At 68.1% G+C, this 14717-nt stretch carries 12 protein-coding genes; 6 read left to right on the plus strand and 6 right to left on the minus strand.

Annotation, left to right across the window (positions count from 1 at the left end; translation table 11 throughout):
* Positions 1–116 precede the first annotated feature (116 nt).
* The 4 genes from ABIE51_RS10450 to ABIE51_RS10465 form a co-directional block, all read right to left on the minus strand.
* Complete coding sequence (locus ABIE51_RS10450) at positions 117–1226, minus strand: FAD-dependent oxidoreductase (protein WP_192630670.1); 1110 nt, start codon at positions 1224–1226, stop codon at positions 117–119.
* Positions 1227–1447: 221 nt separating this feature from the next.
* Complete coding sequence (locus tag ABIE51_RS10455; RefSeq protein ID WP_192630671.1) at positions 1448–1735, minus strand: hypothetical protein; 288 nt, start codon at positions 1733–1735, stop codon at positions 1448–1450.
* 129 nt (positions 1736–1864) lie between these two features.
* Positions 1865–3604 (minus strand): sodium:solute symporter family transporter, encoded by a 1740-nt coding sequence (locus tag ABIE51_RS10460; protein ID WP_192630672.1) that lies wholly within the window; start codon positions 3602–3604, stop codon positions 1865–1867.
* Between the two features lie 9 nt (positions 3605–3613).
* A complete protein-coding gene (locus ABIE51_RS10465; RefSeq protein ID WP_192630673.1) occupies positions 3614–5938 on the minus strand; it encodes a TonB-dependent receptor in 2325 nt (774 codons plus the stop codon).
* Between the two features lie 198 nt (positions 5939–6136).
* Here ABIE51_RS10465 and ABIE51_RS10470 point away from each other — a divergent pair, with 198 nt between their 5' ends.
* From ABIE51_RS10470 to ABIE51_RS10480, 3 genes are all read left to right on the plus strand, one after another.
* Positions 6137–7873, plus strand: coding sequence for an SMP-30/gluconolactonase/LRE family protein (locus ABIE51_RS10470; protein WP_192630674.1), 1737 nt, complete (start codon positions 6137–6139; stop codon positions 7871–7873).
* Between the two features lies 1 nt (position 7874).
* A complete protein-coding gene (locus ABIE51_RS10475) occupies positions 7875–8633 on the plus strand; it encodes an SDR family NAD(P)-dependent oxidoreductase (RefSeq protein WP_192631764.1) in 759 nt (252 codons plus the stop codon).
* A gap of 386 nt (positions 8634–9019) precedes the next feature.
* Entirely contained in the window at positions 9020–9751 is a 732-nt protein-coding gene (locus ABIE51_RS10480) for a helix-turn-helix domain-containing protein (protein ID WP_354504012.1), read from the plus strand.
* 21 nt (positions 9752–9772) lie between these two features.
* On the opposite strand, the gene ABIE51_RS10485 is transcribed toward ABIE51_RS10480, so the two are convergent.
* Both ABIE51_RS10485 and ABIE51_RS10490 read right to left on the minus strand, forming a co-directional pair.
* A complete protein-coding gene (locus ABIE51_RS10485) occupies positions 9773–10333 on the minus strand; it encodes a hypothetical protein (RefSeq protein ID WP_192630675.1) in 561 nt (186 codons plus the stop codon).
* A gap of 20 nt (positions 10334–10353) precedes the next feature.
* Complete coding sequence (locus ABIE51_RS10490; RefSeq protein WP_192630676.1) at positions 10354–11064, minus strand: BUD32 family EKC/KEOPS complex subunit; 711 nt, start codon at positions 11062–11064, stop codon at positions 10354–10356.
* 258 nt (positions 11065–11322) lie between these two features.
* Between ABIE51_RS10490 and ABIE51_RS10495 the strand changes: the two genes are divergently transcribed.
* The 3 genes from ABIE51_RS10495 to ABIE51_RS10505 all read left to right on the plus strand — a co-directional run bounded on the left by ABIE51_RS10495 (position 11323) and on the right by ABIE51_RS10505 (position 14558).
* Entirely contained in the window at positions 11323–11997 is a 675-nt protein-coding gene (locus tag ABIE51_RS10495) for a MarC family NAAT transporter (protein ID WP_192630677.1), read from the plus strand.
* A gap of 111 nt (positions 11998–12108) precedes the next feature.
* Positions 12109–13425 carry an HdeD family acid-resistance protein gene (locus tag ABIE51_RS10500; protein WP_192630678.1) on the plus strand — a complete coding sequence of 439 codons (1317 nt, stop codon included), beginning with the start codon at positions 12109–12111 and terminating at the stop codon, positions 13423–13425.
* On the plus strand, positions 13422–14558 hold the full coding sequence (locus ABIE51_RS10505) for an MFS transporter (RefSeq protein WP_354504015.1): 1137 nt from the start codon (positions 13422–13424) through the stop codon (positions 14556–14558). The genes ABIE51_RS10500 and ABIE51_RS10505 overlap by 4 nt, the downstream gene beginning before the upstream one ends.
* The last annotated feature ends 159 nt before the right edge of the window (positions 14559–14717 follow it).

Consider the following 14717-nt stretch of genomic DNA (forward strand, 5'->3'; position numbering starts at 1 on the left):
GAGCCCCTCTCCCGTTCACGGGAGAGGGGTTGGGGTGAGGGCGAGTCCGCAGCCCTCATCCGCCCTCCGCGCGCCTTTCTTCCGCACGCTGGTGAAGGGATGTCGCGAACCGTCGATCACGCCGCGTCGAGCACGATCCCGTTCTTCGCCGCGTCCATCTGTTCATCCGGAATCGGACCGACGCGCGTGAGGTCCACCAGCCCCTGGTTCGCATCCACGAACGGGCGCATGCGCGTCTCGTAGTGGGCGAACGCAGCGGCGAAGTCGTTGCCGGAAGACGCGAGCGATTCGGACAGCACGAACGCGCCGACCAGCGCCAGGCTCGTGCCCTGGCCCGAGAACGGCGACGCGCAGTACGCCGCATCGCCGACCAGGACGACGCGACCGTTGTGCAGGCGCGGCAGGCGTACCTGGGCGATCTCGCCGAACCAGAACTGCGGCGCCGCTTCCAGCGCGTCGAGCATCGTGCGCCAGTCGCCGCCGAGATCGGCGCAATGTTCCACCACCAGAGCCTTCTGGCGGATTTCGTCGCCGCGCAACGCACGCGCATCGGCAGCGAATCCGACGCCCACGCGCAGCTCGCGATTGTCGATCGTCGGATACGCGACCACGCCGCGCGCCTCGTCGCGGTACATCAGCTCCCAATCGGTGAGCGGCTTCGTGTTCGGCGCCGTGAACAACGCGAGCACCGCGCCCAGTTCGACCACGCATTCGTCGGTCGCATCGAAGGCCAGTCGCCGCGTGCGCGAGCGCAGGCCGTCGGCACCGATCACCAGGTCGAAGCGGCGCGTCGTGCCGCTGGCGAAGTGCACGTCGACGCCGGCGCCATCGTCGTGCAGCGCGGTGGCGTAGTCGCCGGCGATGAGTTCGGCCCTCCCGCATCCCTGCATCAGCAGGCGGCACAGGTCGTCGCGGAAGATTTCGACGTCGCCGCTGTCGAAGCGACCGCCGGTCATCGTGCGTTCGAGGTTGCGCGAAAGCTCGCGGCCATCGCGATCGAGCATCGACATGCCTTTGAGGCGCGTGCGGTGCTCGCGCACGGCATCGAGCAGACCCATGCGCGCGACGACGTCGAGCGCCACGCCGCGCACGTCGACGGCCTGGCCGCCGCCGCGGAAGGTCGGCGAACGCTCGACCACCGTGACCGCGTGCCCGGCACGCAGCAGGAAGTGGGCGGTGGACAGGCCGGCAACGCCGGCGCCGCAGATCAGGATCGAGGAGTTCATCGGGTAGTCCTGTGGGGGAGGACGCCACTGTCGCGCTCGACACAGGCGAGCTTCTTGACGGATGTCAGCCCGGCGAAGCAACGCGATCGCGGGGATTCATCGACGCAAAGCGAAACGGGCGACCCGTGGGCCGCCCGTTTCGCTTCCGGTGTTTCCGATGCGCCTCCAGGACGCGTGCACCGGCTGTTCCATCCGGTAACTCCGCCGTGGGGGAGGGCGGCTTACCAGCGTCGTTCGTTGCTGTTGGCCGTATCGGCGGCCTGTCGCAGCTCCTCGCTCGCCTGTGTCAGCAGTTCCTTGGCGCGGCCGGCATGACCGCCAAGCCGCGAGTCGTTGGCCGCCTGCGCGTCGCTGATGGCCTGGAACGCGGCGTCGATGTGTTCCTGCGCATTGCGCAGGTTGCCGTGACGGTCGCCGATGTCGACCGGGGGCGGCGCGGCCTGGGCGGCGACGGTGAACAGGAGGGAGCCGAACAGGACGAGGCCCGGCAGCAGGTTCTTGCGATTCATGGAAAGTCTCCGGTGTGCGATCTGGGGTGGGGCGCGATGCAGGTCATCGCCGCAGGGCACACGCTACGCCGCCCACCCGGGCGCCTCTTGATGTACGTCATGTCGGACGAACGACGCTGTCGGCGGCAGTCAGCTGCCGTTTTCCATCGCCTGCGTCGGCGCTCGCGGCGTGCGCGTGGCGACGAACCATGTCGCTGCCGCGATGATCAGGAGCACCGCCGCGAACGCCGCCAGCGACGGATGCGTGCCGCCGTGATGCAGGAACAATCCCAGCATCACCACGCCGGAACCCGCGAGCGCGATCGCCACGAGCTTCGCCGAGCCGCCTTCGATGGCGCCGGCTTCATCGGGGGACGTGGGGCGATAGTCGGCGAAGCGTTCCTGCACGCGATGCCAGCGCGGCGATTCCTCGCGCGATGTCGCCTGCGCGATGGCGAGCATGACGACCGGCAACACCGCGCCGACCAGCACGTCGGCGACGCGCGGATTCGCCTGCGCCCACCGCGCCATCGGCCAATCCGCAAACGCGGCGCCTTCGGCCATCGCGAAGCGCACGAACATGCCCGCCGCGAAACTTCCCAACACGGTGGCGAACACTGCACGCGTGCCGATCCGTCCGTTCCACAGTCCCCATACCGTGGGCGCCATCAATGGACCGAGCAGCAATCCGGTCACGGTCAGCACGATCTGCTCCGCGCCGCCGATGTGCGGCACGACCGTCGCCATGCCGATCAACGCAAGGCCTATCGCTACTGCGAACATGCGACCTGCACGGATGCGTTCGCGTTCGTCGGCGAACGGACGCAGGAACCGCCCATAGAACTGTTCGGTCAGCACGCCGGCGAACACGTTGATGTGCGCGCTGAGCGAACTCGCCGTCGCCGAGAACATCGCCGCGACCATCAACCCGAGCATCCCGGCGGGAAGCACGCGCTGGCTCGCGAGGATGAAGGCCTGTTCCGGATCAACGCTGTCGTCGAGCCAGCGGAACAGCAGCGTCGGCAGGAGCCACAACGCGGGACTGACGAGGTACAGCGCGCCGAACAGCCACGCACTCCAGCGCGCATCGCGCACGGTCGGCACGCAGATGTAGCGCTGCGCGAAGGCCCATTCGGCGCCGACGAGGAAGAAATGCACGGCCACCCAGCCGGCGAGGAACCACGACGTGTACTGCGCGGACGTCGGCGAAAGGAAACTCGCCGGCACCGCCGCCAATGGCACGCCGCTTCGCACCTGCATCCACAACAGGGCGATCAGGAACAGCACCGAAACCTGCAGCACGATGAACTGCAGCACGTCGGTCATCAGCACGGCCCACAGTCCGCCGGCGGCGGTGTACGTCAGCACCACCGCGCCGAACAGCATCGCGACGAACGCCACCGACAGATGTCCCGTGGCCGGATCGCGCAGCACGTGGCCCGGTTCGAGCGGCACGACTGCGGCGAAGATCACCGACACCGCGTACAGCGCGACGCCGCCCCAGACGAGCCGGATGCCGAGCATCGCCCAGGTGTAGAGCTGCACCGCACCGGGGCCGAAGCGCAGTTCGACGAATTCCGCCGGCGTGGTCACGCCCGTGCGTCGCCAGCGGCCGGCGACGAACGTGCCGACGAGCAGTCCGGACACGCCGATGCAGGTGTTGATCGCAATGGCGACCACGCCTTCGCGATACGCCAGCCCGCCCCAGACGACGAAGGTGCCGGCGGATTTCAGCGTCATGAAGCTGCTCAATCCCGACACCCACCATGGCGATTTGCGGCCTGCGGCGAACATGTCGCGCGTGCGGCGATTGCGCCCGGCGTAGACGAAACCAAGCGCGAGGGTTCCGGCGAGATACGCGGCGAGCACCCAGAAATCCACCGGCGCCATCGATGCTCCTCAGAATTGCATGCGCAGGGAGAGACCGGCGTAGCGGTGGAAATCGCGCGGCAACTGGTGCGCGTAGGCATTCGCGCCGCCGGCCGTTCCCACCGCCATCATGCCGGCCGCGTACGTGCGGTCGAACACGTTCTTCACGAACACGCTCAGATCGTACCGGCCCGCACCGAACAGCAAGCCCGCCGAAAGATCCGCGATGCCGTACGGCCCCTGGCGCAGGTTGGGATTCTGGCTGATGTCGAACACGACCTCGTCCTGCCAGCGCCAGTCACCTTGCACGTATGCGTCCGCGTTCGCGCGAACCGGCCACGTATAGCGCCCCGACATCGTCGTGCGCAGCTTCGGCGCATTCATGAAGGGCTTGCCGTCGAGGTTCTGCACGCCACCGATGCACCCTTGTGCTGGCGTCTGCCCCGTGTAGCAGGGGCCATTGCGCACGTCGTCGAACGCTGCCTCGAGGTAGGTGATTCCGCCCAGGAGCGACAGCCGCTCCGTCGGTTGCGCCACGACTTCGATCTCCAGCCCGTCGATCACCACGCCGCCGGCACTGGTGAGGAGGAACAGCCCGGTCGCCGCATTGAACGTCTGCGCCTGGTAATCGTGGATGCGCATATGGAACGCCGTGGTGTTGAGCGTCAGCGTGTGATCCAGCAGCGTTGTCTTGAAGCCGGCTTCCAGAAGGGACGTCGTCTCCGCCGGCGCCGGCAACTGTTCGAACTGCGCCTGCGTGAGGCCGAGCGTCGCCGCGATGCCTTCGCCCTTGTATCCGGTGCTCCATCCGACATAGCCCATGACGTGCTGGCTGAAGTCGTAGGTGACCGCCAGCTTGCCGACCAGTGCATCGTCGTCGTAACGGCCTTCCACCGGGCCGAACGCGGGATTGGTGGGCGGCTGGTCGGCGCCGTTGAACCGGCCATCGCGCGGGCGTTCGAAAAACAGCCTCTGCGCTTCGTCGATGTAGCGCGCGCCGGTTGTGAGCGTGAGCTTGCGCGTGGGATGCCAGTTCGCCTGGCCGAAGACCGCCGCATTACGGCTGTCCACGCGCGAATGGCCGGCGAGCACGGCCACATCGCCCAGGATGCGCGGCACCAGCAGGCCGTCTTCGAGCACGCGCGTGATCGCGGCGAGGTTGAGGCCGCGACGATCCAGCTCGTTCTCGACCGATCCGTCGAACCAGTACGCGCCGAGAAGGTAATCGAACGTGTCGCCGAGCGGGGACGCAAGGCGCAATTCCTGCGTCGTCGTGCGGCTGGATTCGACGTTGTGGTTGCTCGTGATGAAGCGCCCGGGCGTGTCGTCCAGGTCCACGTCGCTGGTGTTCTCGAAGCGGCGCCACGCCGTGATGCTCGTCAACGTGTGTTCGCCCAGCGCAACGTTCGCCGTGAGCGAAGCGCCGTAGTTGCGCTGGCGCACGAACGGGTCGACGTCGTTGTTCACCTCGTCGTTGTCGTGCCCGACCTCCGTGCGTGTGAGCACGGCGCGCGGGTTGTCGCTGGCGACGACGAGCGGCAGCGCGCAGCAATCCGAATCGAAGCGTGCGTAATCGGCCGACAGGGTCGCATCGGTGCGCGCATCGCGCGAACGCCACGCAAGCTTGGCCCGTGCGCCCCAGGTGTCGGCGTCGCCCAGCGTGCGGCCGTCGTCCAGGTTGACGACGTTGCCGTCGAGCGAGCGATGGAAACCCGCGACGCGGTACGCGAAGCCGTTGCCGATCGGTCCCGACACCGCCCCATCCACGCGGACTTCGTCGTCCTGCGCCACCAGTGCGGACGCCGAGACGTCGCTTCCATCGAAATCGGGCGAGCGCGTGATCACGTTGACCACGCCGGCCGAGGCGTTCTTGCCGAACAGCGTGCCTTGCGGGCCGCGCAGCACTTCGATGCGCTCGATGTCCAGCAGGTCGGCGAACGCCGCGCCGGGGCGTTGCATCACGACGCCGTCGATCACCGTCGAGACGCTCGGCTCGACGCCGGTGGAAAACACATCCGTGCCGACGCCGCGGATGCGGATGGAGTTGTTGCGAAGCTCGTTACCGGCCGAGAACGTCACGCTCGGCACGAGCGTGGCGAGGTCGCGGACGTCGGTCGCGTGGATCGAACGCAGCGCTTCGCCGGCGACCACCGACACGGCCAGCGGGATGCGCTGCACGTTCTCGACGCGGTGCTGGGCGGTCACGGTCACCGTGTCGAGCGACGTCGGCGAAGGATCGCCGGCTGCGGCCGCCTCGTCGTCCGCCGTGTCGCCGGGCACGGACGCGTCGTCCTCACCGGCGGCGGCCGGGCCGTGGAGGAGCAATGCGAGCACGGCCACCAGCAGGCGCTGCATCCGTTCAGTCCCTCCCTGGCCGGAGGCGGCGGGGGCCGCATTGGTCCGGCGTCCATTCGTCATAACCGACGGACAGCGGTGTCACAACGGGCCGCCGGCCTGCGAGCTGCGGAAGAGGTCGCTTACATCAGATTGACCAATTTGCGGAACGCCGTTCTATCGACTAGGCTCGGGACGCCGATCAACCGCGGAGCCGCCATGCCGAGGCCGAAGCAATCGAGAGTCGAACAGGTCGACGTCGAAGAGGACGAGGCCGGCCGGCGGTTCGCCATTCCCGGCGCGCAGGCGTTGTCGAAGGGGCTGAGCCTGCTCACGCTGATCGCAGAGGCGCCGCATCCGCTCCCGTTCAGCGAACTCGGCCGCTACTCCGGGCTGCCCAAGAGCACGCTGCACCGGATCCTGCAGACGCTGATCGACTTCCGCCTGGTCCGGTTCGACGAGCTGAGCCAGACCTACCGCCTCGGCGTGCGCCTGTTCGAGATGGCCCACAAGGTCTGGAGCGAATTCGACCTGCGCAGCGCCGCCGAGCCCGAGTTGCTGCGCCTGCGCGAACTGGCCCACGAAACCACGCGCCTGGGCGTGCTCGAAGGCCAGGACGTGCTGATCATCGACCAGCGTGACCACGTCCAGGCGATGCGCATGGCCAACGGCGTTGGCAGCCGGTTGTCGGTTGGCGCCACGGCCATCGGCAAGGCGCTGATGGCCTACCGGCCGCCGGAGGAACTGCAGCGCTACCTCGATGGCACGTCGCTCAAGCCGCTCACGCCCAACTCCATCCTCAATCCGCGGGAAATGCAGCGCGAATTCGACCTGATCAAGGCGCGCGGCTATGCGGTTTCGATTGAGGAATCCTCGATGGGCGTCAGCGGCGTCGCCGCGCCGATCCTCGACCACCGCGGAGAGGCCATCGGCGCGGTGAGCATCGCCGGTCCTTCGTTCCGGCTGCCGCCGGACCGCCTGCATTCGCTGGGGCGCGACGTGATCGAAGCCGCGCGACGCGTGTCGGGCAACGTCGGCGAAACGTTCATGTCGATCTCCACCTCGGTCACGCCGAGCCACGCCGCCGACCGCGACGTGCGCGTGGCCGTGCCGCACAGCGCCTTCCTCGGCGAAGGTCCGCACTGGATCAAGGCGACGCAGTCGCTGGTGTGGGTGGACATCCTCGGCCCGTCGGTCAACGTCTCGAACCTGGCGACCGGCGACACGCGCACCACGCCGCTGGGCGAACTGGTCGGCGTCGTGGTTCCGCGTCGCCGTGGCGGATTCGTGGCCGCGACGCAAAGTGGCTTCCGCGCGCTGGACTTGCAGACCGGCGAGATGGCGCCGCTAGCGAGTCCGGCCGACACCTACGGCCGCCGCTTCAACGACGGCAAGTGCGACGCCGCCGGCCGCATGTGGGCCGGCACGCTCGCGCTCACCGCGAGCCCGGGGCAGGGCGCGCTGTACCGCCTGGACACGAACGGCGAGCTGCACGAGATCGAAGCAGGCTTCCACATCTGCAACGGCATGGCGTGGAGCCCGGATTCCAGCCGCTATTACCTGGCCGATTCGGGCGCGCGCCGCATCTACGCGTACGACTACGATCTCGCGTCCGGGCGCATCTCGAACAAGCGCGTGCTGATCGAATTCCCGCAGGACGAGGGCATCCCCGACGGCCTGGCGATGGACGCCGAAGGCCACCTCTGGTGCGCGATGTGGGACGGCTGGGCGATCAAGCGCATCTCGCCGGACGGTCGCGTGGTCCAGACCATCGACCTGCCGGTGCCGCGCCCGACCAACTGCGCGTTCGGCGGCGAGAACGGCCGGACGCTCCATGTCACCACCGCCCGCATCCGCCTGTCGGCGATGCAGCTGGCGGCGGCGCCGCTGTCGGGCAGTATTCTCGCCTTCGAGGTGGACGTGGCCGGCGCGCCGGTCGGCGAATACGGAGGCTGACGTGGCGGACTTTCCTTCCCTGCATGGCCAGTTGGTTGTCATCACCGGCGGAGCAGGGGGGATCGGCGCCGCGATGGTGGAGGCGTTCGCCGCGCAGCGGGCCGATGTGCGCTTCCTGGATATCGACGCACCGGCCGCCGAACTTACGGCGCAACGTGTAGCCGACCGGGGCTTCGCCCGACCGCGGTACGGGATCTGCGACCTGCGCGACGTCGAGGCCTCGCTCGCCGCGCTCGATCGCCTGCTCGATGGCCGCGACGCGCACGCGCTCGTCAACAACGCCGCCAACGACCGCGCACAGCCGCTGGGCGAGGTAACGCCGGCCGACTGGGACGACACGGTCGCGGTGAACCTGCGCCACCAGTTCTTCCTCGCGCAGGCGATCGCGCCCGGCATGCGCCGCAACAGGCGCGGGGCGATCGTCAACCTGGGTTCGATCAGCTGGATGATGGGCGCAACCAGCGTGCCGGTGTACGCGGCGATGAAATCAGCGGTGTCCGGCCTGACCAAGACGCTCGCGCGCGAGCTGGGCCCGGACGGCATCCGCGTCAACGCGATCGCTCCGGGCTGGGTGCTGACGGAGCGCCAGCTCGCCAAGGGGCGGGCCGATCCGGCGAAGTTCGACGACTACCTCCGTCGCCAATGCCTCAAGCGCCATCTCGCTCCGGACGACATCGCCCAGTGGGCCCTCTGGCTGTGCGCCGACGAGAGCGCGATGTGCACCGGGCAAACCCTCATCGTGGACGGCGGCGTGATCTGACGCCGGTACCTTCCGCAACCCGCTCCTGATCTCTCGAGTAACCCGCCGCAGCGCCTCGCCCCTCGGCGGACGCGGGCGTGGACGCGCGCTCACAGGCTCCCCAAACGGGGCTGCCGCCTCGAGGCGACCGTTCGTCGGCAAGACCGCTTTTCCATATTGCGGAACCTCGTTCCGAAAAGTACATTGGAACCGTGGTCCATATGATGGATCACAGATGAAAGGGCCCGCCAGACGCGGGCCCGCCGGCCCAGACGACCGGCTCCGCAGTCCAGCAGTGGCAAGACAGCAGTGCCGACCCCCGCGCACCGCGCGGATCCCCAGCAAGGGGTGGGCCCGACCCACCCGCGCACCGGCCCGACTCCGGGCGCCGAATGGCGGACTCCCCCATGGCCAGCAGGTACTACCACCCTGAACAACGCAGCATCGCTTCGTCGTGCGCGAGCTGCCCCTACCTTTCCGTGTGCGTCAGCGAAGGCGTGCTCGACAGCGATCCGGACGAACTGGACGTGCTCGTCGAACACGTCGGTCCGATCCACGCCGGCCAGCACATCGTCCGCCAGGGCGACGCGTTCGACAGCATCGCGCTGGTGCGCGTGGGCACGCTGAAGAGCGTGAGCGTCGATCGCGAAGGTCGCGAACAGACGCAGTCCTTCCACATGCCCGGCGACGTGCTTGGGCTGGCCGCGATCAGCGAAGGCGTGCACCCGTGCAGTGTCATCGCGCTCGACACCGTCATGCTGTGCCGCTTCTCGTTCCCGCGCGTGTCCGAAGCCGCGCTGCGGATGCCGGCGCTGCAGAACAAGCTCTTCCGCCTGATGAGCCGCGACATCGGGCGCACGACCGGCCTCACCGGCAATCGCACCGCGGACGAGCGCCTGGCGGCGTTCCTGCTCGGCATGGCCGATCGCTTCGAGCGCCTGGGCTACTCGCGCGACCACTGGCAGCTCACGATGTCGCGCATGGATATCGCCAGCTATTTGCGCATCGCACCGGAAACGGTGAGCCGCCTGTTCCGCCGCTTCCAGGAAGAAGGCCTGCTGGCGGTAGAAGGGCGCGACGTCGAACTGGTCGAACGCGGCCGCCTCGAAGCGATGGCCTGCAGCGCGATGGCGGCGTAAGCCGCCCCTGCGTCGAACACGTCAACCCATCATCGGGCGATCCAGCACGCGACGGCGGCGACGCGGATACCACTGCGTGAACTTCATCGCCGCTAAGACGGCGGCCACGATCAGGCCGACGCCGATGCGACGATCCGCATGCGTCGTCGCCATCAGCGCATCGGCGATCACCACGACCAGAAGCGCGAGCGCCCACACCTCGCTGATGACGCGATTCGTCACGGCGAATGAGGGCGCATCCCACAACGCCGCATCGCCATGCTCGCGCGCGTAGGGCAGGGTGAACGGCCGACCGATCGCGATGGACCACACCACCAGCAGCAACAGGCCCATGTCGGCGACCAGGCGCACGTTCCACACCGTCCAGGCCGGATGTTCGACCAGCCAGAATGCCGCCATTGCGACAAAGAGAAATGCCGTGCCGGTATCGAGCAGTTTCGGCACGCGGCGCAACACGAGGCCGTCGTACAGCACACGGATCAACGCGACGAAAGCGGCGGCGCCAATCGCGGTGACCGGGCCGACCAGGCGATCGACAAGCGCAAAGGCGATGAAAGGCGCGAAGCCGGCGAGAAGGTTCATCGGACAGTCCTGTAGTCGGGTCAGTGAAGTGGAAACGACGGAAGCTGGCGGAAACTGCGCAGCGACAGCGCGATGCGCCGCGCGCGGGAACCCATCCGCTCGCATGCGAATTCGACGGCGCGCAATCGCCGCGCCACGCGTGTCAGTTCGTCGGCGAGTTGCGGCTGCGTCGAGAGCACGCGTGCGAGCAGCAGCGCGAATGCTTCCGCATCCGGTGCGTGGTGTGCGAATCCAGTGGCGAACAGCAGCCAGTCACGCGCCTGCGCCTGCAGCAGCGGCATCACTTCGCCCGGGTCTTCCTCCAGGTCGATGAAGCCGATGCCGTCCGGACGCACGGTCATGTTCCGCGCCAACGGTTGGCCGACGTAACCGCCGCGTGCGTGCACGCACGCGAGTGCGCGCGCGGCCGCTTCGATCAGCGGCTCGCGCAACGATGCGGGCGCGGAAGAAAGTTCGGCCGCCATCGAACAACCCATGTCGCTCAGCACCAGGAAGCCGTCTCCGTATGTCACGACGTCGGGCACTGAAACGCCGTGCATCGCGAGCTCGCGAAGGCGACGCTTTTCGATGCGGCAGGCCTCGTCGCCGACGCGTCGCCGCGGCGGACGCAGCGCGGGAAGTCGCAGGCCGCGCGCCACGAGTCCGAGTGCCGCCAGACGCACGCGGCGACGCCCGCCATCATGGCGCTTCAGCCACACCGTGCGCCCGTCGAGTTCGATTCGAAGGATCATCTGGCTGCTTCGTCTGAGTGGACGCGCAGGCTAGAAGTCGACGGACTGCGTCGTCATGACGCACGTCAAGCCGGTGGGATGCGAACGGGATCCGGTGTCCACGTGGTGCAGCCGCTGCCCTGAATGCCTACCAACCCGATGCCGGGCATCTGCTACGCGCTTGACGAACGTCAACCGCGCGGGAATTCCGGCTTCGTAACGTTCCTGCAACTCGCGAGCGCACTCGACGCACGGCCACGACGAAACAAGGAGGCAGCAATGTGGGAACTGGTCAGGGTAGTGGGCATGGGGCTGGCGATGATCCTGCCGCTGGCCAACCCGATCTCGACGGTCGCGGTGATGCTCGGACTTTCGAAAGGGATGAGCGAACAGGAGCGGAAGCGACAGGCGCTGCTTTGCTCGTGCTATGTGTTCGTCATCATGGCGGTGGCCTTCTACGCCGGGCAGGCGGTCATGGGAGTGTTCGGGATCACGATCTCGGGCCTGCGCATCGCCGGCGGGCTGATCGTGGCCTTCATCGGCTTCCGCATGCTCTTCCCGGACGAAAGCGCGCAGGATGCGCCCGAAGTCGAGCACCGCAGCGCGGAGCTCGAACGCAACCACAAGCGGGACATCGCATTCATCCCGCTGGCGATGCCGACCACGGCCGGTCCCGGCACGATCGCATTGCTGATCGGAACGGCGGCCGCCATGCACGACGAGCGTCCGTACGCGGAGTGGGTCATGCAGACCGCGCCGATCATCGTCTTCGTACTGGTGAGCCTCATCCTGCTGCTGTGCCTGCGCAGCGCCAATGCGATCATCCGCCTGCTTGGCCAAAGCGGCGTCGAAGCGCTTTCGCGGCTCATGGGCTTCCTGCTCGCCTGCATGGGTGTGCAGTTCGTGATCAACGGCGTCATCGACATCGTGCAGGACTACCCGCTGGTGAACTGATGCTGGGCGCACCAGAGGTACCGGTCGCTTGACGAACGTCAACCGGCGTCGAACCATCGCCGTCGAGAATCCACCTGCCATGCAACCCGCGATCGGCGACGGAGGTGTCCTGTGGTTCGACTCGCGGTGCTGCTCATCGGTGCGCAGGCGGTGCGGCGCCAGTGGCCGTGGTTCGCCTCGCTCGGCGCGCTGTGGATCCTCGTCGGCGCACTGGTGTTCATCGATGCGTCCAGCGGAGCGATCGGCATCGCGACCGACGTGCTGGGCGCCTTGTTCGCCGTCGAAGGCGTCATCGTCCTGGCGAGCGCGTGGGCGAGCACGCCCGGCTCGCGATCGGCAATGGCCTGGCGCGGCATCGCCTTCGTCGTGTTCGGCCTGCTCATCGCCGACGTGCTGGTGGACCACGGACTCTCCGACAGCATCCTGTTCGGGCTCGCGTTCCTCGTGGATGGTGCGCTGCGCATCGCGTCGGCCTACGTCGTGCGGTTCGAGCGATGGGCCATGGCGGTTGCCGGCGCGTGCGTCGAAGTCGTGCTCGCCGGTTTGATCCTGGCGGACTGGCCGTGGCCGTATCGATTCGTCATTCCGTATTGCATGAGCGTGGCGCTGGCGGCGTCGGGGCTTACGCTCATCCGGCTGGGCGTCCAGCTTCGCGCGATCCCGCCGGGTGGCTCGGTCACGGAACTGCCGATGTTCCGCGCACGGCCATGGCACTCGCGCGGTGGCGTTCCAGCCCCGGCGGAGGAGGGCGCAGGCGAAGGCGAAGTGCTGACGCTGCATGTCTGGACACCGACGGGCGCCATCGATTCCCCGATCCCTCGACCGGTGGTGAATCGCTACATCGCCGCAGTCGACCGCTCCGGTGCCGTCTCGACCGGGCACGCGGCGCTGGAGCTTGCTCCGGACGTTTACATCAGCCTGTATCCGGCGATCGACATCGACCACACGCCGGACGATTTCGCCCGCCTGCTTCGCGCCGGCACCGAGAACGACGTCCCCGGACGCTGGAACGAAAGCCACGAGATCGAGGTGCAGCGTTGGAGGCCACCGGACCGCCGCGTGCGCTTCCGTCGATTCAACGCGAACGCCCTGCGGCGTTTCTGGGAGGACTATCGCGAAGACACGACCTACAACCTGACCAGTCGCAGCTGTTCCACCGCGACCTCGCTCGCGCTGGAGTGCGCGCTGGAAGGCAGCCTCGGGCGCAGGCATCCGTGGCGTGCGTTCTTCGCGCTGCTGGTCGACCCCTACGTATGGCTTGCGGCGATGCTGCGGCACCGCGGTGCGACGATGGCCTGGACGCCAGGGCTGGTGCTCGACTACGCGCGCGCCTTGCGGCAGGTGGTGGAGCAGCGACCGTCGCGACGTCGCACGCGTCGACGAGCACCGCTGCGTTCGCGATGGCGACGGAGCGGGGCGGCGCCGTGAGGCCGGGCACGGGGGCAGCCCGGCTCGCGCTGCTGGCCGGTGCCGGCATCTTCGGCGTGACGTATGGCCTGACCTCGCCCCTGATCGCGCTTGAGCTGACGCGGCGCGGCCATGGCGAGTTCGTGATCGGCCTCAATGCGTCGATGCAGGCGCTGGGCGTGCTGACGGTCGCGCTGTGGCTGCCGCGGGCCACGTCGGCCTTCGGCGTGCACCGCGTGTTGTTGCTCGCGTTGCTGGCGGTCGCGGCGGTGCTGTGCGTGTTCCCGATGCTTCCGTGGCTCTGGCTGTGGTTTCCGTTGCGCTACGCGCTGGGCATCGGTTCGGAGAGCGTGATGGTCACCACCGAAACGTGGACGAGCCAGCTGAGCGACGACGCCCGGCGGGCCACGCACATGGCCGCCTACACGGCCACCGTGTCGATCGGCATGGCGCTCGGACCGCTCCTTCTTGCACACGTCGGGTCAGGCGACGCCGTTCCATTCCTGTTCGCGGCGGCACTGACCGCGATCGCGATGGTGACGACCGCGCGTGTGCGCGTCGCGCCGTTGGACGCGACCGAACCGACGTCGCCGATCGGGCTACGCACGCTCATGCGCGACGCGCCGGTCGCGCTGGCGGCCACCGCGCTGAACGCGGCGCTGGAAACTGCGGGCCTGAGTTTCCTGCCGCTCTATGCGATGAAGCTGGGCTGGTCCGAGCGCGGCGCCACATCGTTGATCTCGACGCTGCTGATCGGCGCGATCGTGCTGCAGCTTCCGATCGGCTGGCTCGGCGACCGCGTCGACCGGCGCCGGCTCGTGCTGCTGTTCGGTGCCTTGTCCGCCCTTGGGGCGCTGGTGTGGCCGTTCGCAATCGCAACGCCGTCCGTCGCATATGCGCTGATGTTCGTGTGGGGCGGGGTGTTCGTCGGCATTTACACGCTGATGGTCGCCATCGTCGGCAGCCGCTACCGCGGAAGTGCGCTCGTGGGCGCGTACGCGGGAATGTCGGTGGCCTTCGGCATGGGCGCACTCGCCGGGCCGATGCTCGCGGGGCTCGCGATGGCGGGCATGCTGCACGGGCTGCCGCTCTTCGCGGCTGCCGCCTGCGCGGCATTCACCGTGTTCGCCTGGCGCGTACGCAAGCGCTGGTAGCACGCGCAGCTGGGGTGAAGCGAAAGCTGATGCTTGACGAACGTCAAGCGGCGCGACGTCGCATTCGAGCTGTCTGAATTTCCGGCAACCGGGACATCGCATCCCAAGCGGTTTCACTGCGCATGCTTGACGAGCGTCAATCGACGCGTCGAAGCGGTC

It is taken from the genome of Lysobacter sp. OAE881 (genome assembly GCF_040546665.1).
GTDB lineage: Bacteria > Pseudomonadota > Gammaproteobacteria > Xanthomonadales > Xanthomonadaceae > Lysobacter_J > Lysobacter_J soli.

Bases quoted from the DNA above. Each gene is read 5' to 3' on its own strand.
- ABIE51_RS10465 (WP_192630673.1), bottom strand. From the start codon at position 5,938: ATGCAGCGCCTGCTGGTGGCCGTGCTCGCATTGCTCCTCCACGGCCCG.
- ABIE51_RS10455 (WP_192630671.1), bottom strand. From the start codon at position 1,735: ATGAATCGCAAGAACCTGCTGCCGGGCCTCGTCCTGTTCGGCTCCCTC.
- ABIE51_RS10495 (WP_192630677.1), top strand. From the start codon at position 11,323: ATGTGGGAACTGGTCAGGGTAGTGGGCATGGGGCTGGCGATGATCCTG.
- ABIE51_RS10460 (WP_192630672.1), bottom strand. From the start codon at position 3,604: ATGGCGCCGGTGGATTTCTGGGTGCTCGCCGCGTATCTCGCCGGAACC.
- ABIE51_RS10470 (WP_192630674.1), top strand. From the start codon at position 6,137: ATGCCGAGGCCGAAGCAATCGAGAGTCGAACAGGTCGACGTCGAAGAG.
- ABIE51_RS10480 (WP_354504012.1), top strand. From the start codon at position 9,020: ATGGCCAGCAGGTACTACCACCCTGAACAACGCAGCATCGCTTCGTCG.
- ABIE51_RS10450 (WP_192630670.1), bottom strand. From the start codon at position 1,226: ATGAACTCCTCGATCCTGATCTGCGGCGCCGGCGTTGCCGGCCTGTCC.
- ABIE51_RS10485 (WP_192630675.1), bottom strand. From the start codon at position 10,333: ATGAACCTTCTCGCCGGCTTCGCGCCTTTCATCGCCTTTGCGCTTGTC.
- ABIE51_RS10490 (WP_192630676.1), bottom strand. From the start codon at position 11,064: ATGATCCTTCGAATCGAACTCGACGGGCGCACGGTGTGGCTGAAGCGC.